The 20,533-nt window shown below is 73.9% G+C and carries 17 protein-coding genes and 1 pseudogene; 12 read left to right on the forward strand and 6 right to left on the reverse strand.

Translation table 11 applies throughout. From position 1 onward, the window contains the following. Positions 1-37: 37 nt before the first annotated feature. Positions 38-589, reverse strand: coding sequence for an Lrp/AsnC family transcriptional regulator (locus ACNF49_RS33780; protein ID WP_357987270.1), 552 nt, complete (start codon positions 587-589; stop codon positions 38-40). Here ACNF49_RS33780 and ACNF49_RS33785 point away from each other — a divergent pair, their 5' ends adjacent. From ACNF49_RS33785 to menC, 10 genes are all read left to right on the forward strand, one after another. Further along, the gene (locus ACNF49_RS33785) at positions 590-718 is read left to right on the forward strand and encodes a hypothetical protein (RefSeq protein WP_482940096.1); all 129 of its coding nucleotides are present in this window, start codon (positions 590-592) and stop codon (positions 716-718) included. A 63-nt stretch (positions 719-781) separates the two neighbouring features. Next, on the forward strand, positions 782-2,362 hold the full coding sequence (locus tag ACNF49_RS33790) for an ABC transporter substrate-binding protein (protein WP_482940097.1): 1,581 nt from the start codon (positions 782-784) through the stop codon (positions 2,360-2,362). 12 nt (positions 2,363-2,374) lie between these two features. Then, positions 2,375-3,493 (forward strand): ABC transporter permease, encoded by a 1,119-nt coding sequence (locus ACNF49_RS33795; RefSeq protein WP_482940098.1) that lies wholly within the window; start codon positions 2,375-2,377, stop codon positions 3,491-3,493. Further along, complete coding sequence (locus ACNF49_RS33800; RefSeq protein WP_352328927.1) at positions 3,490-4,350, forward strand: ABC transporter permease; 861 nt, start codon at positions 3,490-3,492, stop codon at positions 4,348-4,350. The genes ACNF49_RS33795 and ACNF49_RS33800 overlap by 4 nt, the downstream gene beginning before the upstream one ends. Continuing rightward, the gene (locus ACNF49_RS33805; RefSeq protein ID WP_357704654.1) at positions 4,347-5,129 is read left to right on the forward strand and encodes an ABC transporter ATP-binding protein; all 783 of its coding nucleotides are present in this window, start codon (positions 4,347-4,349) and stop codon (positions 5,127-5,129) included. The genes ACNF49_RS33800 and ACNF49_RS33805 overlap by 4 nt, the downstream gene beginning before the upstream one ends. Further along, positions 5,129-6,031: an ABC transporter ATP-binding protein gene (locus ACNF49_RS33810; RefSeq protein WP_357976606.1), complete on the forward strand. Its 903-nt coding sequence runs from the start codon at positions 5,129-5,131 to the stop codon at positions 6,029-6,031. The genes ACNF49_RS33805 and ACNF49_RS33810 overlap by 1 nt, the downstream gene beginning before the upstream one ends. Further along, the gene (locus tag ACNF49_RS33815) at positions 6,028-7,068 is read left to right on the forward strand and encodes a M24 family metallopeptidase (protein ID WP_482940099.1); all 1,041 of its coding nucleotides are present in this window, start codon (positions 6,028-6,030) and stop codon (positions 7,066-7,068) included. Before ACNF49_RS33810 ends, ACNF49_RS33815 begins: the two co-directional genes overlap by 4 nt. A 46-nt stretch (positions 7,069-7,114) precedes the next feature. After that, the gene (locus tag ACNF49_RS33820) at positions 7,115-8,692 is read left to right on the forward strand and encodes a Na+/H+ antiporter (protein WP_482940100.1); all 1,578 of its coding nucleotides are present in this window, start codon (positions 7,115-7,117) and stop codon (positions 8,690-8,692) included. A 70-nt stretch (positions 8,693-8,762) separates the two neighbouring features. Next, positions 8,763-9,317, forward strand: a complete 555-nt coding sequence (locus ACNF49_RS33825) for an acyclic terpene utilization AtuA family protein (RefSeq protein ID WP_357976614.1) — start codon at positions 8,763-8,765, stop codon at positions 9,315-9,317. Positions 9,318-9,449: 132 nt separating this feature from the next. Then, positions 9,450-10,550: an o-succinylbenzoate synthase gene (gene menC / locus ACNF49_RS33830; RefSeq protein WP_357976617.1), complete on the forward strand. Its 1,101-nt coding sequence runs from the start codon at positions 9,450-9,452 to the stop codon at positions 10,548-10,550. Between the two features lie 63 nt (positions 10,551-10,613). Here the strand turns inward: menC and ACNF49_RS33835 are convergent. From ACNF49_RS33835 to ACNF49_RS33850, 4 genes and pseudogenes are all read right to left on the reverse strand, one after another. Beyond that, positions 10,614-13,414, reverse strand: a pseudogene (locus ACNF49_RS33835) (glycoside hydrolase family 2 TIM barrel-domain containing protein). A gap of 111 nt (positions 13,415-13,525) precedes the next feature. Beyond that, the gene (locus tag ACNF49_RS33840; protein ID WP_357976623.1) at positions 13,526-14,788 is read right to left on the reverse strand and encodes a M20 metallopeptidase family protein; all 1,263 of its coding nucleotides are present in this window, start codon (positions 14,786-14,788) and stop codon (positions 13,526-13,528) included. Then, positions 14,785-15,969, reverse strand: a complete 1,185-nt coding sequence (locus ACNF49_RS33845; protein ID WP_357976626.1) for an amidohydrolase family protein — start codon at positions 15,967-15,969, stop codon at positions 14,785-14,787. Before ACNF49_RS33845 ends, ACNF49_RS33840 begins: the two co-directional genes overlap by 4 nt. 62 nt (positions 15,970-16,031) lie before the next feature. Beyond that, entirely contained in the window at positions 16,032-17,120 is a 1,089-nt protein-coding gene (locus tag ACNF49_RS33850) for an alpha/beta hydrolase (protein ID WP_357976629.1), read from the reverse strand. Positions 17,121-17,198: 78 nt separating this feature from the next. On the opposite strand from ACNF49_RS33850, the gene ACNF49_RS33855 reads away from it, so the two are divergent. Next, a complete protein-coding gene (locus ACNF49_RS33855) occupies positions 17,199-18,923 on the forward strand; it encodes a phosphatidylglycerol lysyltransferase domain-containing protein (RefSeq protein WP_482940101.1) in 1,725 nt (574 codons plus the stop codon). A 10-nt stretch (positions 18,924-18,933) separates the two neighbouring features. Here ACNF49_RS33855 and ACNF49_RS33860 read toward each other — a convergent pair whose 3' ends face one another. Beyond that, a complete protein-coding gene (locus tag ACNF49_RS33860; RefSeq protein WP_482940102.1) occupies positions 18,934-19,542 on the reverse strand; it encodes a hypothetical protein in 609 nt (202 codons plus the stop codon). Positions 19,543-19,787: 245 nt separating this feature from the next. Here ACNF49_RS33860 and ACNF49_RS33865 point away from each other — a divergent pair, with 245 nt between their 5' ends. Continuing rightward, on the forward strand, positions 19,788-20,405 hold the full coding sequence (locus ACNF49_RS33865; RefSeq protein ID WP_357976638.1) for a hypothetical protein: 618 nt from the start codon (positions 19,788-19,790) through the stop codon (positions 20,403-20,405). The last annotated feature ends 128 nt before the right edge of the window (positions 20,406-20,533 follow it).

Here is a 20,533-nt window from a genome sequence, read left to right on the forward strand (position 1 = left end):
CAGGCCGGTGGCCAACCGTCCTTGCGGAGGCCGGTGGCTAGCCGTCCTTGCGCAGGGCGGCGCGTCCTTCGGCGGCGCCGACGAAGCGCATCTTGCCGAGCGGCACGTCCCCTTGCGTCTCCTGGGGTGTCCGCCGCGCGGGACGGGAGGCGTCCCGGTCGGACGGCAGCACGTACGGCCGCCTGAGCACCTCGTCCAGGATGAACACGGTCTCGGTGGCCTTGACCGCCGGGATGTTGGCCAGGCGGTCGGTCACCATGGTGTGCACGGCGGCCACGTCGGAGACCCGTACCTGGATCATGGCGTCGTGCTGGCCGGTGGTGATCGCGCAGTACTCGACCTCGGGCATCCGGGCCAGTTCGGCCCTGAACTGCTTCCACATCTGCTGGCGCACGGTCACGAAGATCAACGCGGTGATGCCGAGCCCGGCGCGCACGTGGTCGATCTCCGCGGTGAAGCGCTTGATCGCGCCGTCGGCGCGCAGCGCCTCGAAGCGCGTGTAGGCGTTCGCGCGGGAGATGCCCACCCGTTCGGCCAGCGCGGCGACCGAGATCCTGCCGTTCTCGCGCAGGACCTCAAGGATCTTCATATGGACGTCGTCCAGCTCGAGACCGATGCCGATCCGTCCAGGCCGACCGCTGCCGCTGGCACCATTTCTGGAAATATCACTCATCATTACACCTCGACCATTTATATCCGTCTCACGGACCGCACATGACCTGGACGTTCTGCCGGACAATCCTCGACATCCTTCTCCCGAACGTCCAATTTGGAGGACCCCATGGCGAACCGCTCGCAGACGGCGGCAGTGCTGCTCGCCGGTGCGCTCGCCCTCGCCGCCTGCGGAAGCGGCGGCACCTCGCAGACCCCGGCGGCCTCCGGTGGCGGTGGGAAGACGCTCGTCATCGACACGTCGTTCGACCTCAAGACGGCCGACCCCGGCCGCACCTACGAGCCGACCGGGCTCATCGTCGGCAAGGCCGTCTACGAGACGCTGCTGACCTTCGACGGTTCCGACGTGACCAAGCCGGTCCCGGCGCTGGCCGAGTCCTACGAGCTGAGCAAGGACGGCAAGACGCTGACGCTCAAGCTCAAGAAGGGCCCCACCTTCGCCGACGGCTCGCCGATCACCGCCGACGACGTGGTGTTCTCGCTCAACCGCGTGCGTGACATGAAGGGCACCCCGTCGTTCCTGCTGGACGGCGTCGAGGTGACCAAAACCGACGACTCGACGATCACGCTGACGTCGAAGGCGCCGAACCCGGCGCTGCCCTACATCCTGCCGAACCCGGCGCTGGGCATCCTCAACAGCAAGGTCGCCAAGGAGCACGGCGCGACGGCCGACGCCCAGGACAAGGCCGAGCAGTACCTGAACGCCTCCTCGGCGGGGTCCGGCCCGTACACGATCGAGTCGTTCAACGTGAGCAGCCAGGTCACGCTCAAGGCGAACCCCAAGTACTACGGCACCAAGCCGGCCTACGACAAGGTCGTCATCCGCAACGTCGAGGCCGCCACGCAGAAGCTCAACGTGCAGCGCGGCGACAGCCAGGTGGCGCTGAACCTGTCCGGTGACCAGGTCACCAACATGCCCTCCACCCTGCAGGTGAAGAAGACCGCCTCGGCGAACGTCATCTTCCTGCTGGCCAACCAGGACTCGGGCGTCAGCAAGACCACGCCGAACGCCAAGTTCGTCGAGGCCGTGCGCAAGGGCGTGGACTACGCGGGCCTGCTGGAGCTGGCCGGCGAGGGTTCGACGCAGGCGCCGGGCGTGATCCCGTCGCAGCTGCTCGGCGCGCTGCCGCCCGAGCAGGCCCCCAAGCGGGACGTCGAGGGCGCCAAGGCGGCCCTGGCGGCCAGCGGCGTGTCGAACCCGACCGTCAAGCTGGAGTTCCCGAGCGAGCTGACCGTCAACGGCCTGTCGTTCCAGCCGCTGGCCGAGCGCGTCCAGGCCAACCTCAAGGAGGTCGGCATCACGGTGGACCTCCAGCCCGCGCCGGTGACGACCGCGCTGGACAACTACCGCAACGGCAAGGAGGAGATGGGCCTGTGGTACTGGGGCCCCGACTACCCGGACCCGAGCGACTACCTGGCCTTCGCGCCCGGCAAGACCGTGGGCCTGCGGGCCGGCTGGAAGGAAGGCGCGGCCAAGGAGATCGAGGCGGCCGCTGACAAGGCCGCGACCGCGATCGGCGACGAGGCGCGCAAGGCGGCCTACGCCGACCTGCAGACCAAGCTCAACACCTCCGGTCCGTTCGTGCCGCTGATCCAGCCGAGCCAGAACATCGTGTCGGCCGCGTCCGTGACGGGCCTGGAGTACCACCCGGTCTGGACCGTGGACGTCGCCGACCTCGGCGCGAAGTAAGGAGACCGGCAGGTGTCCGACAACCCGGGCGCGGCGGGCTCGCCGCCGCGCCCCGGCGCCGGCTCCCCGGTCGAGGCGGCCGCCGCGGGCCCGCGGCGGCGGCGGGGTGTGCACCCGCTGGCCCGCTTCCTCATCCGGCGCATCCTCATCGCCGTGCTGCTGGCCTGGGGCATCACGCTCGTCACGTTCCTGCTGACGAACCTGGTGCCCGGCGACCCCGTGGCCGCCAACCTGGGCCAGCGGGCGCTGGGCGACCCGGCCATCGTGGCGCAGTGGCGGTCCGAGCACGGCCTGGACAAGCCGCTGTGGCAGCAGTACGGGATCTATCTGCAGGGCCTGGTCCAGGGCGACCTGGGCATGAGCCAGCAGAGCCACCGCCCGGTCAGCCAGGACCTGGCCGAGTTCGTCCCGGCGACGCTGGAGCTGGCGGGCGCGGCGATCCTGATCTCGCTGGTGCTGGGCGTGGCCTTCGGCGTCGTCGCCGCGCTGCGCCGGGACCGGCTGTCCGACCACGTGCTGCGGCTGGTCAGCCTGATCGGCATCTCGGTGCCGACGTTCTGGCTGGCGCTGGTGGCGTTCTACGTGTTCTTCTTCCGGTTGCAGATCACGCCGGGCAGCGGCCGCGTGGACGCGGCGCTCGGCTCGGCGCCGGCGGTGACCGGGCTGCAGACGGTCGACGCGCTGCTGGCGGGCCGGTGGGACATCTTCACCTCCGCCGTCGGCCACCTGATCACGCCCGCGCTGGTGCTGGCGCTGTACACGATCGGCCTGCTGACCCGCTTCACCCGTTCGGCGGTGCTGGAGGTGCTGGGCCAGGACTACGTCCGGGCCGCCCGCGCCAAGGGGCTGCCGGGCCGGGTGATCCTGTTCAGGTACGTGCTGCGTTCGGCGCTGGTCCCGATCATCACCGTGGCCGGTCTGGCCTTCGGCAGCCTGCTGTCCGGCACCGTCCTGGTCGAGGCGATCTTCGCCTGGCCCGGCGTCGGCCAGTACGCCTACAAGAGCGCCACCAGCCTCGACCTGCCCGCCGTGATGGGCGTCGGCCTGGTCGTGGGCGTGGTCTACCTGGTCATCAACCTGATCGTGGACGTGCTGTACGGCGTCATCGATCCCCGAGTGAGGCTGCAATGAGAGGCAAGGGTCTGCTGGGCAGGCTGCCCGAGGCGTGGCGGCAGCCGCTGGCCGTCGCGGGCGCCGTCCTGGCCGTGGCCTGGCTGGTGATCGCGCTGGCCGCGCCGTGGCTGGCGCCGCACGACCCGCTGGCCCAGGACCTGCCGCGGCTGGCGCCCCCGGGGCCCGGCCACTGGTTCGGCACCGACCAGCTCGGACGCGACATCCTGAGCCGCGTCATGTACGGCGCGCGGGTGTCGATCCCGCTGACGCTGCTGCTGGTCGTGCTGTCGGTGCTGGTCGGCGGCCTGCTGGGGGCGTGCGCCGGGTACTTCGGCAAGTGGGTCGGCGAGACGATCATGCGGATCGCGGACCTGGTGTTCGCGTTCCCGACCGTGATCCTGGCCATGGTGGTGGCCGCGGCGCTGGGCGCGAGCCTGGGCAACGCGGTGCTGGCCGTGCTGGTGGTGGCCTGGCCCGCCTACGCCCGGGTCACCCGCGGGCTGGTGCTGGGCGTGCGCGAGCGGGAGTTCGTGCTGAGCGGGCGGCTGCTGGGCTTCTCGGTGTGGCGCTCGCTGCGGGTGGACGTGCTGCCGAACGTGACCGGCCCGATCCTGGTGCTGGCCACGCTCGACATCGGCACGGCGTTGCTGCTGCTGTCCGGCCTGTCGTTCCTGGGCCTGGGCGCCAAGCCGCCGTCCCCCGAGTGGGGCGCGATGGTGGCCTCCGGCGTGGAGGTCTTCGACAGCTGGTGGGTGGCGACGTTCCCCGGCCTGGCGATCCTGACCGTGGTGCTGGCGTTCAACTTCCTCGGCGACACGCTGCGGGACGCGCTCGACCCGCGGACGGCCCGCGCGATCAAGGAGCGTGCGTTGTGACGCTGGACATCACCGACCTGAAGGTGTCGATCGGCGGCAAGGAGATCCTGCGCGGCGTCGACCTGAAGCTGGCCGCCGGGCGCGTGCACGGCCTGGCCGGCGAGAGCGGGTCGGGCAAGACGATGACGGGCCTGGCCGTGCTGGGGCTGCTGCCGCACGGCGCGCGCGTCTCGGGCCGGATCGGGCTCGGCGAGCGGGACCTGCTCACGCTGCCGCCCAAGGAGCTCAACCAGGTGCGCGGCGGCGAGGTCGCCATGGTGTTCCAGGACCCGGCGACCAGCCTGCATCCGATGCTCACGATCGGCCGGCAGCTCACCGAGCACATGCGGCACCACCTGGGCCTGGGCAAGGCCGAGGCGAAGGCGCGGGCGGTCGAGCTGCTGGGCAAGGTACGCATCCCGGGCGCCGAGGAGGCGTACGGGCGTTTCCCGCACCAGTTCTCCGGCGGCATGCGCCAGCGCATCGCGATCGCCGTCGCGCTGGCGTGCTCGCCCAAGGTGCTGATCGCCGACGAGCCGACCACGGCGCTGGACGTGACCGTGCAGGCGGGCGTGCTGCGGCTGCTGCGCGGGCTCTGCGACGAGCTGGGCCTGGCCGTGCTGCTGGTCACGCACGACCTGGGCGTCATGTCGGCGGTCGCGGACGAGGTGAGCGTGATGAAGGACGGCCTGGTCGTGGAGACCGGGCCGCGCGGGCGGGTGCTGCGCGACCCCGAGCACCCCTACACCCGCGCGCTGCTGGACTCGCTGCCTGATTCTGCTTCGGACGTGGAGGGCTGATGCTGGACATCGAGGACCTGGTCGTCGAACACCGCTCCCCCGGGCGTCCGGTGGTGCGGGCGGTGGCGGGGGCCAGCCTGACCGTACGGGCGGGCGAGGTCGTGGGCCTGGTCGGCGAGTCGGGGTGCGGCAAGTCGACCCTGGCGCGGGCGGTCTGCGGGCTGAACCCGGTCACCCACGGGTCGATCGCGTTCGAGGGGCAGCAGGTCACGCCGCTCGGCCTGCGGCGCAGGAAGCTCACGGGCATCCAGATGGTGTTCCAGGACCCGTACGCGTCGCTGAACCCGCGGCGCCGGGTGGGCGACCAGATCGCCGACGGCCTGCGCACCGCGGGCGACAGCCGTACCGACCCGGCCGACCTGCTGGAGCGGGTGGGCCTGCCGCGCGAGTTCGCCGGACGGCACCCCCACGAGTTCTCCGGCGGCCAGCGGCAGCGCATCGCGATCGCCAGGGCGCTGGCGGCACGGCCGCGGCTGCTCATCGGCGACGAGCCGATCTCCGCGCTGGACGCCTCCGCCCAGGCCCAGGTGGCCCGGCTGATGCGCGACCTCGCGGTGGACTCCGGGGCCGGGCTGCTGTTCATCAGCCACGACCTGTCGGTGGTGCGGCTGATCGCCGACCGGATCGCCGTCATGTACCTCGGTAAGATCGTCGAGGTGGGCGAGACGGCCGAGGTGTGGGACGACCCGAAGCATCCGTACACCAAGGCATTGCTGGGGGCCATCCCCAAGCCGGACGGCATGGGCGTGCTGCCCGCCGAGCTGGCCGGGGACGTGCCCGATCCGGCGAACCCGCCGGGCGGCTGCCGGTTCAACCCGCGTTGCCCGCTGGTGATGGAGGTGTGCCGCGAGAAGGAGCCGGACTTCGGGCCGGTCGCCTGCTGGCTGCACGAGCCGGCGTGAGCCGGCGCCACGCCGCGCGGGTGGCGGCCGTGCGGCGGGCGATGGCCCAGGAGGGCATCGACGTGCTGGTGTTGCGGCCCTCGCCCGACTTCCGGTTCCTGAGTGCCTCCCCCGAGGCCGCCTTCCCTGAGGGCGCCGGGCCGGAGGACGGCTCGCCGGACGGCGGCGCCGGGCCGGGCGTGTTCCTCGTGGTGACGGCCGACGCGGTCGTCGAGACCCGCGACCCGGCGGGCCTGGTGCCCGCCTCCGCGCGCCGGGTGGGGGTGGACCCGGAGATGCGGGCGAGCGAGCTGTTCCGGCTGGCGATCGCCGCCGAGCTGGTGCCCGCCTCCGCGGTGCTGGCGCCGCTGCGGCTGCGCAAGGACCCCGCCGAGCTGACGGCGCTCGGCCGGGCGGTCGCGGCCGCGGAGGCGGTGCTGGCGCAGGCGGCCGAGCTGGCCTGGTTCGGCGCGACCGAGCGGGCGATGGCGCGCCGGCTGCGGCTGCTGGCCCTGGAGTCGGGCTGCGAGGAGGTGATCTCGCTGCGCGTGTCGGCGGGCGAGCACACCGCGCGGCCCGAGCACGTGCCGGGCGGGCGGGTGATCAACCCGGGCGACGCGCTGCTGGTGTCGGTGTGCGGCCGCTGGGACGGCTACTGCGCCGAGGCGGGCCGGGTGTTCGCCGTCGCCGAGCCGCCGGAGGACTACGAGGCGATGTACTCGGTGGTGCTGGCCGCCCACCGCGCGGCGGTGGCGGCGCTGCGGCCGTCGGTCCCGTTCGCGGAGCTGGCCAGGACGGTGCAGGAGGTCATCGACGCCAGCGGGTACGGCCGCTTCGCCGCCCCGCACGTGGGCCGGGGCGTGGGCCTCGGCCACGACGAGGGGCCGCGGGCCGGTGAGGACGCGGTGTTCGCCCCGGGGATGACGGTCTGCCTGGAACCGGCCATCTACGTGCCCGACCTGTTCGGCGCCAGGGTGGCCGACGTGGTGGCCTGCACCGCCGCCGAGCCGGTGCCGCTGGGCACGCGGCCGCACACCCTGCACGTCCTCGACCGCTGAGGCGGCCTGCGCTTACGCTGGGTGACGACGATCACCGGGGGGCGTCGTGGACCAGTTCGTGCTGCTCATGCTGGTGCTGCTGGGCGCGCTGGTCACCGTCCCCCTGGGTGAGCGGCTGGGGTTGCCCGCGCCGGTGCTGATGACGCTGCTGGGCATCCTGCTGGCGGTGCTGCCGTTCGTGCCGAACGTGGACATCCCGCCGGGCATCGTGCTGCCGCTGCTGCTGCCGCCGTTGTTGTACGCGGCGGTGCGGCGTACGTCGTGGCGGCAGTTCGCGGCGAACTGGCAGCCGATCTTCCTGCTCGCGGTGGCGCTGGTGTTCGTGACGACGGCGGCCGTGGCGGCCACGGCGCACGCGCTCGTCCCGGGCCTGCCGCTGGCGGCGGCGGTGGCGCTGGGCGCGCTGGTCGCGCCGCCCGACCCGGTGGCGGCCACGGCGGTGGCCGGGCGGCTGGGCCTGCCGCGGCGCATGGTGTCGCTGCTGGAGGGCGAGGGCCTGTTCAACGACGTGACCGCGATCGTGCTCTACCACGTGGCGGTCGCGGCGGTCGTGACGGGCGTGTTCTCGTGGCCGGGCGCGCTGGGCGAGTTCGTGTTGTCGGCGGGGGTGGCCGTGGCGGCGGGGTTCGCGCTGGGCTGGGCGGCCGGGAAGCTGATGGCGCTGCTGGGCGACGCGACGCTGCAGGTGGGGCTGTCGCTGGTGGTGCCGTTCGTGAGCTACGCGGTGGCCGACGAGCTGCGCGGGTCGGGCGTGCTGGCCGTGCTGACCACCGCCTTCTACCTCAGCGACCGCATGTGGGACGCCGACGACGTGTTCGGCAGGTTCGCCTCGGCCACGTTCTGGCAGGTGGTGGACACGCTGGTGACGGGGATCGCGTTCGGGCTGATCGGGCTGGAGCTGCACACGGTGTTCGGCACGGTCCACGGGCGGTTCGGCGCGGTGTTGTGGTGGAGCGCCGCCGTGGTGGGCGTCGTGGTGGTGGTCCGGCTGCTGTGGCTGCTGCCGGCCGCGTGGCTGGCCAAGAAGGGGCGGCGCGAGGACACCGAGGTGCCGATGAGCTGGCGCGAGACCGTCGTCATGTGGTGGGCGGGCATGCGCGGCGTGGCGTCCGTGGCGCTGGCGCTGGCCATCCCGCTGCGGATCCACGACGGGCGGCCCTTCCCGCAGCGGCCGGTGATCGTGTTCATCGCGTTCGCGGTCATCCTGGTGACGCTGGTGGTGCAGGGGCTGACGCTGCCGTGGCTGGTGGCGCGGCTCGGCGTCAAGGCCGACACGGCGGCCGAGCGCGACCTGGAGAAGCGCCTGGCGATCCGGGCCGCCCACGCGGCCAAGCGGCGGCTGCGGGAGATCGACGAGGCCGAGGACCTGCCCGAGGAGGTGGTCGAGCTGCTCGGCCGGCGCATGATGGACCTCGGGCTGCGGATCAGCCCCGAGGCCGCCGACGACGAGCGGCGCGAGGCGTTCGAGCAGCGGGCGCAGCGGGCCCGGCTGGTGCGGCGGGTGCAGGAGGAGATGATGTCGGCTGCCCGGCAGGCGGTGCTGGACGCCCGCCGCGACCCGCGGGCCGACCCCCAGGTGGTCTCCCGGGTGCTGCGCGCCCTCGACGCCCGGAGCATGCGCTGACCAGCCAGGATCCTCCACCGGAGGGGTTGACGGTGTGTGACCGGGGGCCGCGGAGGGTAGTCATTTCCTTATGCTGCGGATCGGCACGCTGGGCGCCGCCCCGTCGGTCGGCGTCGTGGCCTGTGGCTGGCACGACAGCGGTCCAGGGCCCTTCACCACCGGCATCAAGCTGATCTACACGCTCGGCGGCCCGCTGCCCGAGCTGCCCGGCCTGCGGATCGGGTCCGGGGCGCTCAGGGGCGCCGAACAGATCGCCGCCGCCCTGCTCCAGGGGCTCGACGTGGTGATCACCGAGCCCGCCTGCCCGGCCGCGCCCGTGGTGGCGGCCGGCATGTGGCACTACGGCTGGACCAGGCGCGACGTGTCCGCCCTCGCCGGGGCGACGGTGGCCGGTCTGGCGCTGGCCACGCAGCCGGGCGCGTGCGTGGCGGAGATCGGGCGCGACGGCACCAGCTCCATCGACGGGCAGATGCCGGCCGAGTCCGTACGCGCCCGCCTGGCGGCGGCGTTCTCCGGCGGCCGGTACCGCACGCCGGAGGTGACGGTGCCGCTGGAGGCGGTGCGGCTCAGCGAGGACACGCCATGCCGGATCCGGATCGCCCGCACCCCCGGCATCGTCGTCTGAGGGCCGTCCCGGGGCTCTGGGGCTCGGCGACGAAGAACCGCCGGCCTTTGGTGGCCCGGCACGAACCCTGGTGTCGCCGCATGTCGTACGGTCGCCAGGGAGCACCTGCGCGCCGACCGAGTTGGAGAGAGTGTGAAGATCACAGGAGTAGAGCTGCGCCGGATCGCGATGCCGTTGGTGGCGCCGTTCCGCACGTCGTTCGGCACCGAGACCGCCCGGGACGTCCTGCTGGTCAGGGTGGTGACGCCCGACGCGGAGGGGTGGGGCGAGTGCGTGGCCATGTCCGAGCCGCTCTACTCCTCCGAGTACGTCGACGGCGCCGCCGAGGTGATCCGCCGGTTCCTGCTGCCCGCCCTGCCGACGACCCTGGACGCGTACGGGGTCGCCCGCGCCCTCGAACCGATCAAGGGCCACCGCATGGCCAAGGCCGCGCTGGAGACCGCCGTCCTGGACGCGCAGCTGCGGGCCTCCGGCGAGTCGTTCGGCCATTTCCTGGGCGCGGCCCGCGACCGGGTGCCGTGCGGGGTGTCGGTGGGCATCATGGAGTCGATCCCGCAGCTCCTCGACGCCGTGGCGGGCTACGTCGAGGAGGGTTACGTCCGCATCAAGCTGAAGATCGAGCCGGGCTGGGACGTCGAGCCGGTGCGCGCGGTGCGCGAGCGCTTCGGCGACGACCTGCTGCTCCAGGTGGACGCGAACGCGGCGTACTCGCTGGCCGACGCCCGCCGGCTGGCCCGGCTCGACGCGTTCGACCTGCTGCTGATCGAGCAGCCGCTGGCCAACGACGACCTCGTCCAGCACGCCAGGCTGGCCCGCCAGTTGCGCACCCCGATCTGCCTGGACGAGTCCATCGAGTCGGCCGAGCACGCGGCCGCCGCCATCGAGCTCGGCTCGTGCTCGATCATCAACATCAAGCCGGGCCGCATCGGCGGCTACCTGGAGGCACGGCGCATCCACGACCTGTGCCGGGCCAACGGCGTGGCGGTGTGGTGCGGCGGCATGCTGGAGACCGGTCTCGGGCGGGCGGCGAACGTGGCGCTGGCGGCGCTGCCGGGCTTCACGCTGCCCGGCGACACCTCCGGGTCACGCCGCTACTTCGCGACCGACGTGACCGAGCCGTTCGAGCTGGTGGACGGCCATCTGGAGGTGCCCACGGGGCCGGGGCTCGGCGTCGAGCCGATCCCGTCCGTGCTGGAGGAGGTCACGACGGCCACGGAGTGGATCCCGCTGTAGGGCGCCCGTCCTGGAGGGCGGGGCCGGCCGGGGTCGAGGGACCCCGGCCGGCGCCCCGCGGGGTCAGGACCGGGTGAAGCGCAGGCGCAGGGTGGCCGAGGTGGCGTGCAGGTCGTACCGGGGCAGCGCACCCGGGCCGCACGTGGCGGTGCCGATGCCCTGCTGGGCGAGGTCCAGGTGGAGGTGCACCCGGTCGCCGGGCACCAGGTCCGGACGGTGGCGGGCGGCCTCCAGCTCGGCGGTGCTCCACCGGCGCGCGGTCAGCCCGAACGCCGGCTCGCCCGCGACCCGGAACCCGGGCGTCCCGGCCGGCCCGCCGAACTCGGCCCATCGCACGTCGGCGCGGCGGCCGTTCTCCTGCGGGTAGACGTAGGGCGTCTGGAGGTCGTCGATCGTGGCGCTCCAGCGGCCCACGCGGGCGGCCATGCCGGTGTCGGGGTAGGCCTCCCCGGCCCCCGGCCGAACCAGGTGACGTGGGCGAGCTCGCCGGGCAGCACCAGATGCACGCCGAGGCGCGGGATCGGGTCGGGCCACTCGCCCTCGGGCTCGACGTCCACGGTGAGGTCCAGGGCGTCGCCGCCGGGCGCGGTCCATGTCCAGGTGACGCGCATGCCGAGGTCGGTGGCGGCGGGGGCGACCCTGGTCCGGACGGTGAGGCCGTCCCCGGTCCGCACGCCGTCCACGCGGTGGGTGAGGCGGTGCAGGCCGAGCGCACGCCACCTGCGGCCCAGGCCGCCGTAGCGGTCGTTGTCGGTGGGGGCGCGGTAGAGGTCGAGGCGCGGGCCTTCGACGTCGAGGCCGAACAGGCGCAGCAGGCGGCCGGTGCGCGGGTCGAACTCGCCGCCGCCCAGCGTCAGCCGCCCGCCGGACGTCTCCGGTCGTGCTCCCGTACCGGTGGCGGCTGCGGGAAGGGCGGGGCTCGGCAGACGGGTCTGGGACCAGGCGAGCTCGTGGCCCGCGGGGGCCCACGGCTGGTCGCCGGCCAGGGTCGCGCGGACCGTGAGCCAGCGTTCCCCCGCCCCGTCCGGCGGCGGGGGCGGATCGGGCAGCTTCACCTCGCCGCCGGACGGCGGCACCGCCAGCGGGAAGCGCGCGACCGGGCGTCCGTCGTCCTCGACGACGGCCTCGAAGGCGAGGTGGGCCAGGCCGCGGAAGTCGTGCCGGTCGACCACCCGCACGACGCCGTCGCCGAACTCGAACCGCACCGGCTCGAACACCTTCTTCAGATCCAGCAGGCCCGGGGAGGGCGTGCGGTCGGGGAACACCAGCCCGTCGATGACGAAGTTCCCGTCGTGCACGGGCTCGCCGTGGTCGCCGCCGTAGGCGTACTCGTGGCGGGGATCGGTCAGGCCGTGGTCGATCCACTCCCACACGAACCCGCCGGCCAGCCTCGGGAAACGTTCGAACAGCTCCTGGTACTCGGCCAGGCCGCCGGGCCCGTTGCCCATGGCGTGGGCGTACTCGCACTGCAGGAACGGCATCGCGCGCCGCCGCGCGTCCAGGGCGGGGTCGTCGAGCGGCTCCTCCTCGCCGCGGCCGATGGCCTCGACCTCGGCGTGGGTGGCGTACATGCGCGAGTAGACGTCGGTGTGGGCGCACGACCAGTCGCCCTCGTAGTGCAGCGGCCTGGACGGGTCGCGTTCGCGCGTCCAGTCGGCCATGACGGCGAGGTTGCGACCGGCGCCCGCCTCGTTGCCGAGCGACCACATGATGACGCTGGGGTGGTTCTTGTCCCGTTCGACCATCCGGCGCATGCGATCGAGCAGGGCGTCGGCCCAGCGCGGGTCGTCGGTGGGGTTGCGCCGCCAGCCGACCTGGCCGAAGCCGTGCGTCTCCAGGTCGCATTCGTCGACGACCCACAGGCCCAGTTCGTCGCACAGGTCCAGGAAGTCGGGGTGCGGCGGGTAGTGGCTGGTCCTGACGGCGTTGACGTTGTGCCGCTTCATGAGCAGCACGTCCTCGCGCATGGTCCCGTACGGGACCGCGCGGCCATGGTCGGGATGGAACTCGTGCCGGTTGACGCCCTTGAGCAGCAGCGGGCGGCCGTTGGCCAGGAGCACGCCGTCCTCGACGGAGACGGTGCGGAAGCCGACGCGCAGCCGTACGGTCTCGTGCGGGGTGGTGAGGACGGCCTCGTACAGGCGGGGCGTCTCGGCCGTCCACGGCTCGGCCTCGACGGTGATCTCGACGCCGGGCTCCAGGTCGCGCACGCCGAGCTCGGGGATGCTCAGCAGGCCCGCGGCGGCCTCGAAGGACAGCCGGCCGTCGTGGGAGGCGTGGACGAACACGTCGGCGGCCGACCGGGTGAGGGTGACGTCCCGGAAGATGCCGGGCAGCCACCACATGTCCTGGTCCTCCAGGTAGCTGGCGGCCGACCACTGGTGCACGCGCACGGCCAGCACGTTGCGTCCCGGACGCAGCCACGGCCCGGCGTCGAACTCGACGGGCAGCCTGCTGCCGGTGGAGAAGCCCAGCTCGTGGCCGTTCAGCCAGACCCTGGCGAAGGAGTCGACGCCCTCGAAGCGCAGCCGGCCGCCGCTCCAGCCGTCCGGCAGGTCGAAGGCGCGCCGGTAGTCGCCGGTCGGGTTCTCGTCCGGGACGTGCGGCGGGTCCACGGGGAAGGGGTAGGAGACGTTGGTGTAGGCGGGGGCGCCGTGGCCGTGCAGGGGCCAGTGGGCCGGCACCGGCAGCTCGTCCCAGGCGGAGTCGTCGAAGCCGGGCCGGGCGAAGTCGTCGGGCACGTCGGCCACGGGTGAGAGCCGGAAGCGCCACAGGCCGTCGAGGTCGAGGGCGGGGGCGTCGGAACGGAGCGCCGCGCGGGGTTCGAGACGGCCCGAACCGGGGGCGAAGGTTTCGAGATCCATCCCTTCCGACACTAGGGGTTGATGGTGGTTTCGTCAGCGATGCCCCGTCTGGCGGTGCTTGGACTTCCCTGCCGTGGTTGTTGGAGGAATGGACGCGGCAGGGGCCCGGTCTCAGGCGTTCCTGGAGAACAGGATCCCGTTCGCGCCGGCGGGGCCGGGCAGCGCGGAGGCGGCCGCGAGGTAGCCGGCCAGCAGGCTCTCGGCCACCGCGCCCACGGCCGCGTCGCCGGGCAGGAACTCGGGGGTGTGCAGGCCGGCGGCGGTGTCCACGCCGACGAACATCATGAGCGAGGGCGCCACCGAGGCGTAGTGGGAGAAGTCGTCGGCCCCGCACGAGCGCAGCCCGCCGTCCACCGTCCAGCCGTGGCCGCGCAGCAGCCCGCCGGCGCGTACGGCCAGCCCGGTGTCGTTGACCAGCACCGGCTCCCCCGGCAGGATCGTCACCTCGGCCACGCAGCCGCATGCCCTGGCGACGTCCTCGACCACCTGGGTGAACCGTTCGTGCAGCTCCTGGCGCCAGTTCTCGGACATCGCCCGGAGGGTCCCCCTGGCCACGGCCTCGCCCGGGACGGCGTTGGGCGCGGTGCCGGCGTTGACCGTGCCGAAGGTGACCACGGTGGGCGTCATCGGGTCGGCGACCCGGCTGACGACCTGCTGGGCGGTCACGATGACCTGCGCCATGGCGACCACCGGGTCCCTGGTCAGGTGGGGGTAGGCGGCGTGGCCCTCCACTCCCCTGACGACCACCCTGAACTCGTCGGAGGAGGCGTTGACCGCGCCCGGCACGGACGCGACCGTGCCCTCCGCCAGCAGGGGCTGCACGTGCGCGCCGATCATGGCGCCGACCCGGTGGCGGTGCAGCGCGCCCGACCCCACGACGTCGGAGGCACCGGAGGGGAAACCCTCCTCGCGCGGTTGCAGCACGACCAGCAGGGGCGGGTCGGCGCCGAGCCGGTCGAGGGTCCTGGCCAGGGCGACCACTGCCGCCATGTGCACGTCGTGCCCGCAGGCGTGCATCGCGCCCTCGGGGGCGGCCCACTCGACGCCGGTGCGCTCGGTCAGCGGCAGGGCGTCGAGCTCGCCGCGTACGCCGACCGCCGGGCCCGGACCGCCGACGCGCAGGACCGCGCCCGTGCCGGCGACGTGCTCGACCTCCCCGGCGGGCAGCGCGGCCAGCAGCCGGGCCAGCGTCGGGCCCTCCTGGCCCGACAGGCAGGGCGCCGCGTGCAGCTCGCGGCGCAGCGCCTGCGCCGCGGGCAGCTCCCGCCGCAGGCCCTCCCGCAGCGCCGTGTAGGCGGCGCTCTCCGCGGCGCCGGTCCCGATGACGGCTCCGTCGACGGGCCTGTTGATCGTACGGCCCCCGAAGTCGTTCACCCCGTGCTCTCCTCCCGTGTTCCCAGTCCGTAGACGCGTCGCGCGTTGTCCGCCCCGACCATCGCCGCCACCCGCATCGCCTGCTCGGCCGACCACTCGCCGTCCAGCACGAGCCTGCCGAGCACCCGCGCCATCGCCCGCCGCCACAACACCGCGCCGAGGTGGTGCAGCTCGGCCGGCCCCCACCCGTCGGACGAGAAGAGGATCTTGGCGAACGGCGCCAGCTCCAGGCTCTCGGCCACCAGCGCCACGCTGCGGGCCCCGGTGTAGGTCACACCGAGCCCCACGTCGAAGTAGACGTTGGGATAGGCCTGCGCGAGGAACCCCGCGTGCCGCTGGAAGGGGTAGCAGTGCAGCAGCACCAGCGGCACCCCGGTCGGCTCCGCGCGCTCGACGAGGCCGCGCAGCAGCAGCGGGTCGGCCCGGCGCAGGTCGAGGTCGGGATCGCCGAGGCCGGTGTGGAACTGGATCGGCAACCCTCGCTCGATCCCGGCCCAGATCACGTGCCGCAGCAGCACCGGCTCCGTCAGCTTACCGCCGCCCGACCCGAGCCAGCGCCCGGCCGCCTCGGTGACCTCGGCCCGGCTCGGCGGCTCGGGGTCGAGGTCGAGGCCGTGGCGGTAGGCGGCGACGCTCTTGAGCCCGCGCGCGCTGCCGGTGCGCTCCCACAGCTCCCGCGCGAACGCGTCGGCGAACGAGGAGGCCGCGCAGCCGCCGGCCGCGACCTGCTCGGCCACCGTCTCCAGCCGCACCACCTCGTCGGCCGGCACGCCGGTGAGCTCCGCCATGCCGGACGGGCCCACCAGCTCCTCGCCCCGGTAGCCGGTCTCGACCAGGTAGTGGGCCACGTTGGTGGCGCCGAGCAGCAGCCGGTTCACCTCGCCGGCGCCCAGCCGGGCCCTCCTGGCCAGGTACTCCTCCGGCGTGCAGTGCGGTTCGAGGCCGAGGACGGGCGCGCAGTGGCGCAGGATGGCGTACCCGGTCTGGGAGTCGAACTGCGTCATCCACTCCGGCACCGGCCGGTCGGACTCGGTGATCAGCTCCTCGAACGCGGTGCGCGACAGGTCGCGCGGCACCACGCCGTGGACGTGCTGGTCGACCAGCGGCAGCTCCTCGATGGCCCGGACGAACCCGGCCGGGGCGAGGTCGAGGTCGGCGGCGGTGGCGTACACGTCGGTCACGGAGAGATCTACTCCCCCGTGGGCGCGCGGATGAACCACCCCGCCCCGATCCGGCGCCTCGTCTAAGGGGCCGCGGCGGGCACCGCGAGCTGCTGGACCAGCCACGGCAGCGCCTGCGGCAGCTCCCGGTTCCAGGTGTTGAAGTTGTGGCCGCCGCTGGGCAGGATCAGCGACGAGGCCCGCATGGGCGGTTTGACGGCGTTCAGGAAGCGCTCGGTCGGCAGGTAGTCGGCCTCGCCCTTCCTGCTGCTCGTGACGAGCACGGACACGGGCGGCGCGGGCAGCCGGGCCAGGCGCCACATCAGGTCGTTGCGGTCGGCGAGCCCCTGGTCGCCGTGGAACAGGTCGCCGGTGGTGCCGTCCACGATCGTCTTGTAGTAGCCCGACAGGGAGACGGCGGCGGAGAACGCGTCAGGGCGGCTCATCGCCAGCTTCAGCGCGCAGTGGCCGCCGGTCGAGCCGCCGAGCACGCCCCAGGAGTCGCGGCCGGCCGCCGCCCGGTAGTGCGCGGTCACGGCCTGCCGGACGTCGGTGGCGAAGTACGTCAGCGCCTGCGGGCCGCCCGGCACGTCCACGCACTCGGTGTCGCGCGGCAGCACCACGCTCGGCCGCATCATGACCAGGACGGCCGGCTCGACCTGGTGCAGGGCGATGGCGTGGGCCAGCCGTCCGGGCAGGTCGAGGCGGGTCATGAGATTGCGCGGGTCGCCGGGGTAGCCGGTCAGGGCGAGGATCGCGGGGAACCTGCGCCGGGGGTCCTTGAAATAGGCCGAGGGCAGGAACACGTACGCCTCCTCGCTCAGGCGCGTGGTCGCGCCCGGCAGGACGACCTCCTCGATCCGCCCGCCCGGGACCGCCCGGCTGTCCAGCACCCGCAGCCCGGCCGCGGCCCCGGCGACGGTGATCTGGGCGGCGCCGGTGTCGGCGCCGAGCAGGTCCGCCCAGGAGGCGTAGAAGCCGAAGTAGTAGTTGACCAGCAGCGCGAGCGCCGCCACGGTCAGCGCCTGGCAGCCCGCCAGCAGGCCCGCCCGGCCCAGCACCGGCGGCAGGCCACGCCCGGCCAGCCGCGGCCACACCCAGACGGTGGCCGCGAGCCCGGCCACCGCGAGCACCGCGGCGGCCACCAGCAGCGCGATCGAGGTCAGTCCCATGAACAGCAGGAATATCCCGGCCGGCGTAAGCGCGTGGTTAACGACGAGATTAACCGGCAGGAGCTTCAATCGGTATTTGTGAAGCGTCCCTGGATCCCCGCGCTGGCGGGTTACGCGTCGCTGGTCATCGGCCTGCTGGACATCGCCAAGGCCGTGGCGCCGCGGCTGGAGCACACGCGGATGGGCCAGTGGTCGGACCTGCTGCCCGGGACGGTGACGACCGTGGCGCGGGCGACATCGCTGGTGGTCGGCATCATGCTGGTGATGATCGCGCACGCGCTGCGCCGGGGGAAGGTGCGGGCCTGGCGGGCGGTGGTGGTGCTGCTGCCGGTGAGCGCCGTCATGGGCGTGCTGCACCTGCGGCCGGTGACCGCCGCGATCAGCGTCGTGCTGCTGGCCGTGCTGGTGGCCGGCAGGCGGGAGTTCACGGCGCTGCCCGACCCGCGCTCGCGCTGGCGGGCGTTGTGGAACCTGCTCGTGCTCGGCGCGATCGACATGGGGCTCGGCTACCTGATCGTGAGCGTCCGGCCGGGCGCGCTGGTGGACCGTCCGGGCGTGGCCGACCGGCTGGAGCACGTGGCGCTGGGGCTGGCGGGCATCGAGGGGCCGGTCACGTTCACCGTGGAACGCGTCTCCGACCTGGTCTACTTCTCCCTCGTCGCGCTGGGCGCGCTCACCGCCGTGACGACGCTCTACCTGGCGCTGCGTCCGGAACGGCCGGCCGCCGAGCTGACCGCCGACGACGAACGCCGCCTGCGCGCCCTGCTGGCCGTGCACGGCGAGCGCGACTCGCTCGGCTACTTCGCGCTGCGCAGGGACAAGAGCGTGATCTTCTCGCCGTCGGGCAAGGCGGCCGTGGCCTACCGGGTCGTCTCCGGCGTGATGCTGGCCAGCGGCGACCCGATCGGCGACCGCGAGGCGTGGCCGGCCGCGATCGGCGCGTTCACGGCCGAGGCGCGGCGGCACGCCTGGGTGCCCGCCGTCATCGGCTGCGGCGAGACGGGCGGCGAGGTCTGGACGAAGGTGGCGGGGCTGTCCGCGCTGGAGATCGGCGACGAGGCGATCGTCGAGGTCGACGACTTCACGCTGGAGGGCCGCGCGATGCGCAACGTGCGGCAGATGGTCAACCGCACCCGCCGCGCCGGGTACGTCTGCCGGGTGCGCCGCGCCCGCGACGTGCCCGAGGAGGAGAAGGAGGGCATCCGCCGGGCCGCCGGGCTGTGGCGCGGCACCCAGACCGAACGCGGCTACTCGATGGCGCTCGGCCGCTTCGGCGATCCCGCCGACGCCGAGTGCCTGGTCGCCACCGCCTGCAAGGACGGCGACCTCAGGGCCGTGCTGCACTTCGTGCCGTGGGGCACGCGGGGCGTCTCGCTGGACCTGATGCGCCGCGACCGCGACGCCGACCCGGGCCTCAACGAGCTGCTGATCGCCGAGACACTGCGGGCCGCGCCGTCGCTGGGGATCACGCAGGTGTCGCTCAACTTCGCGATGTTCCGCTCGACGCTGGCCCGCGGCGACCGGCTCGGCGCGGGGCCCGTGCTGCGGGCCTGGCGGTCGGTGCTGGTCTTCCTGTCGCACTGGTTCCAGATCGAGTCGCTGTACCGGTTCAACGCCAAGTTCCGGCCGATCTGGGAGCCGCGCTTCGTCGTCTACCCGAACGCCCGCGACCTGCCCAGGATCGGCGTCGCGGCGCTCCAGGCCGAGGCGTTCATCCCGTCGGGCCTTCCGCTGCGCGCCCGCCTGCGCCTCCCCCGGCCCTTCACGCACGACCGCGCCGCCGCCGCTCCCCAGACCCCGTGAACCGCGCGGTTCAGGGAGAGGCGGCGGTGCCGGTGGCGGGCCACATGGTGTTGAGGCGGCCGACGGTGGCCTGGTAGGCGCGCTCGGCCTCCGGAGTGAGGACGACGTCGGCGCCCGGCCCGGCGGCGGCCAGCCGTTCGCGCAGGACGATGGAGTCGGCGGTGTCGGCCAGGTCGAGCAGGCCGGTGAAGCGGGCGGCCGCCGACACCAGCTCGGTGGCGGGCAGGTCGGTGCACACGGCGTCGAGGGCCTGGCGGACCACGCCCTTGCCGACCGCCCCGAGGCCGAGCGCCACCGCGGCCGCCGACAGGGTGGCCACGTCGAGCGGGTCGACGTCGACCAGGCGCAGTGGCACGTGCTCGACCTGGCCGCCGGGGGCGTACAGGCGACCGGCCAGGCGGGCGGCGGCGGCGCGCCTGCCCTGCGTGGGGCCGATCGCGCGCCAGAGCCGGCGCAGCGCGGTCAGCGCGATCCCGCCGGCGAGCGGGCCGGGCAGCGGCGAGCCCACGGACTCGGCGGCGCGTAGCACCAGCAGCAGCCTCTCCAGCTCGCCCACCGCGCGAGCCAGGTCTTCGCCCAGGTCGGGGACGAGGACCGCGCGCGGGCCGAGGCCGGTCATGTGCGGCTCCTCACGGAGCCCTCGTCGTCGAGCGGTCGTCAGGCGGCGGAGGAGTCAACCGGAGGGTCACCATCGGAGCGTACGCCGCGCCGGCCACGCCGCACACCCCACCGGAAAGCACACCGCCCCCAGCCCATGCCCATCCCCGAACCGGGAAGCACGCCGCCCCCGGCCCGTGCCCATCCCCCACCCCGCGCACCCCGTGAGACGCGGGCGAGCCGGGCGTGTGGGAGGATCTGGCCTCGATGGGTCCATGGTCGTTGGTGCGGTGGCTGCGTGCGGCGAGCTTCGCCGGCACGTGTGCCGCGCTGGCCGCGCTCGCCCACCTGGCGGGCGGCGGCTGCTTCGACCCCGGGGCGCTGCTGGCGGGGTTCCTGCTGGTCCTCGCGCCGGCCTTGGCCCTGACCGGGCGTGAGCGCACGCTGGCCGCCATCGTGCCCGCGACGGGCGCCTCGCAGGTCGTCCTGCACCTGCTGCTCTCGCTGAGCTGCGACCATCCCGCCCCCGCCGCCGCCCCCGCGAGCCTGGTTCACGCGCACGACACCGGCGCCCCGGGGTTCGGGATGCTGCTCGTGCACGCGGCGAGCGTGCTGCTGACGTCGGTCTGGCTGCGCTGGGTGGAGTCGGGGCTGTGCGCCCTGGTCCGCGAGCTGGCCGGGTGGGTGCTGCGCCCGCTGCTGGTGCTGTTCCTCGCCGTGTCCGGGTGGGCCGCGCCGGCGCGCACCCCGGTGGGCGGGCGCGACGACGTCACGGCGCGCGTCCGGCTGTTCCTGCGGCACGTGCTGGTGCTGCGGGGGCCTCCCGCGGGTGGACCGGAGCCGCGGTGGCCGGTCCGTCCGACGGTCGTGGGCCTGCCCGCCTGAGCGCGCCCGCGGTCCTTCGCGCGCCCGTGCCCCGCGGTTCCTCCGACGACAATCCCGGCTCGCCGCCGTGCCCGCCCCCGCCGTGGGGCCGGTCCGGCGTGCGCGCCTCCGGACTCGACTCAGAGGAC

The sequence above is a fragment of the Actinomadura sp. ATCC 39365 genome (genome assembly GCF_054392275.1).

What these genes read in the sequence shown, in the direction of transcription:
- ACNF49_RS33780 (WP_357987270.1), bottom strand. Translation starts at nt 589, where the DNA reads ATGAAGATCCTTGAGGTCCTGCGCGAGAACGGCAGGATCTCGGTCGCC.
- ACNF49_RS33785 (WP_482940096.1), top strand. Translation starts at nt 590, where the DNA reads ATGGACGTCGTCCAGCTCGAGACCGATGCCGATCCGTCCAGGCCGACC.
- ACNF49_RS33790 (WP_482940097.1), top strand. Translation starts at nt 782, where the DNA reads ATGGCGAACCGCTCGCAGACGGCGGCAGTGCTGCTCGCCGGTGCGCTC.
- ACNF49_RS33800 (WP_352328927.1), top strand. Translation starts at nt 3,490, where the DNA reads ATGAGAGGCAAGGGTCTGCTGGGCAGGCTGCCCGAGGCGTGGCGGCAG.
- ACNF49_RS33810 (WP_357976606.1), top strand. Translation starts at nt 5,129, where the DNA reads ATGCTGGACATCGAGGACCTGGTCGTCGAACACCGCTCCCCCGGGCGT.
- ACNF49_RS33825 (WP_357976614.1), top strand. Translation starts at nt 8,763, where the DNA reads ATGCTGCGGATCGGCACGCTGGGCGCCGCCCCGTCGGTCGGCGTCGTG.
- ACNF49_RS33850 (WP_357976629.1), bottom strand. Translation starts at nt 17,120, where the DNA reads ATGGGACTGACCTCGATCGCGCTGCTGGTGGCCGCCGCGGTGCTCGCG.
- ACNF49_RS33860 (WP_482940102.1), bottom strand. Translation starts at nt 19,542, where the DNA reads ATGACCGGCCTCGGCCCGCGCGCGGTCCTCGTCCCCGACCTGGGCGAA.
- ACNF49_RS33865 (WP_357976638.1), top strand. Translation starts at nt 19,788, where the DNA reads ATGGGTCCATGGTCGTTGGTGCGGTGGCTGCGTGCGGCGAGCTTCGCC.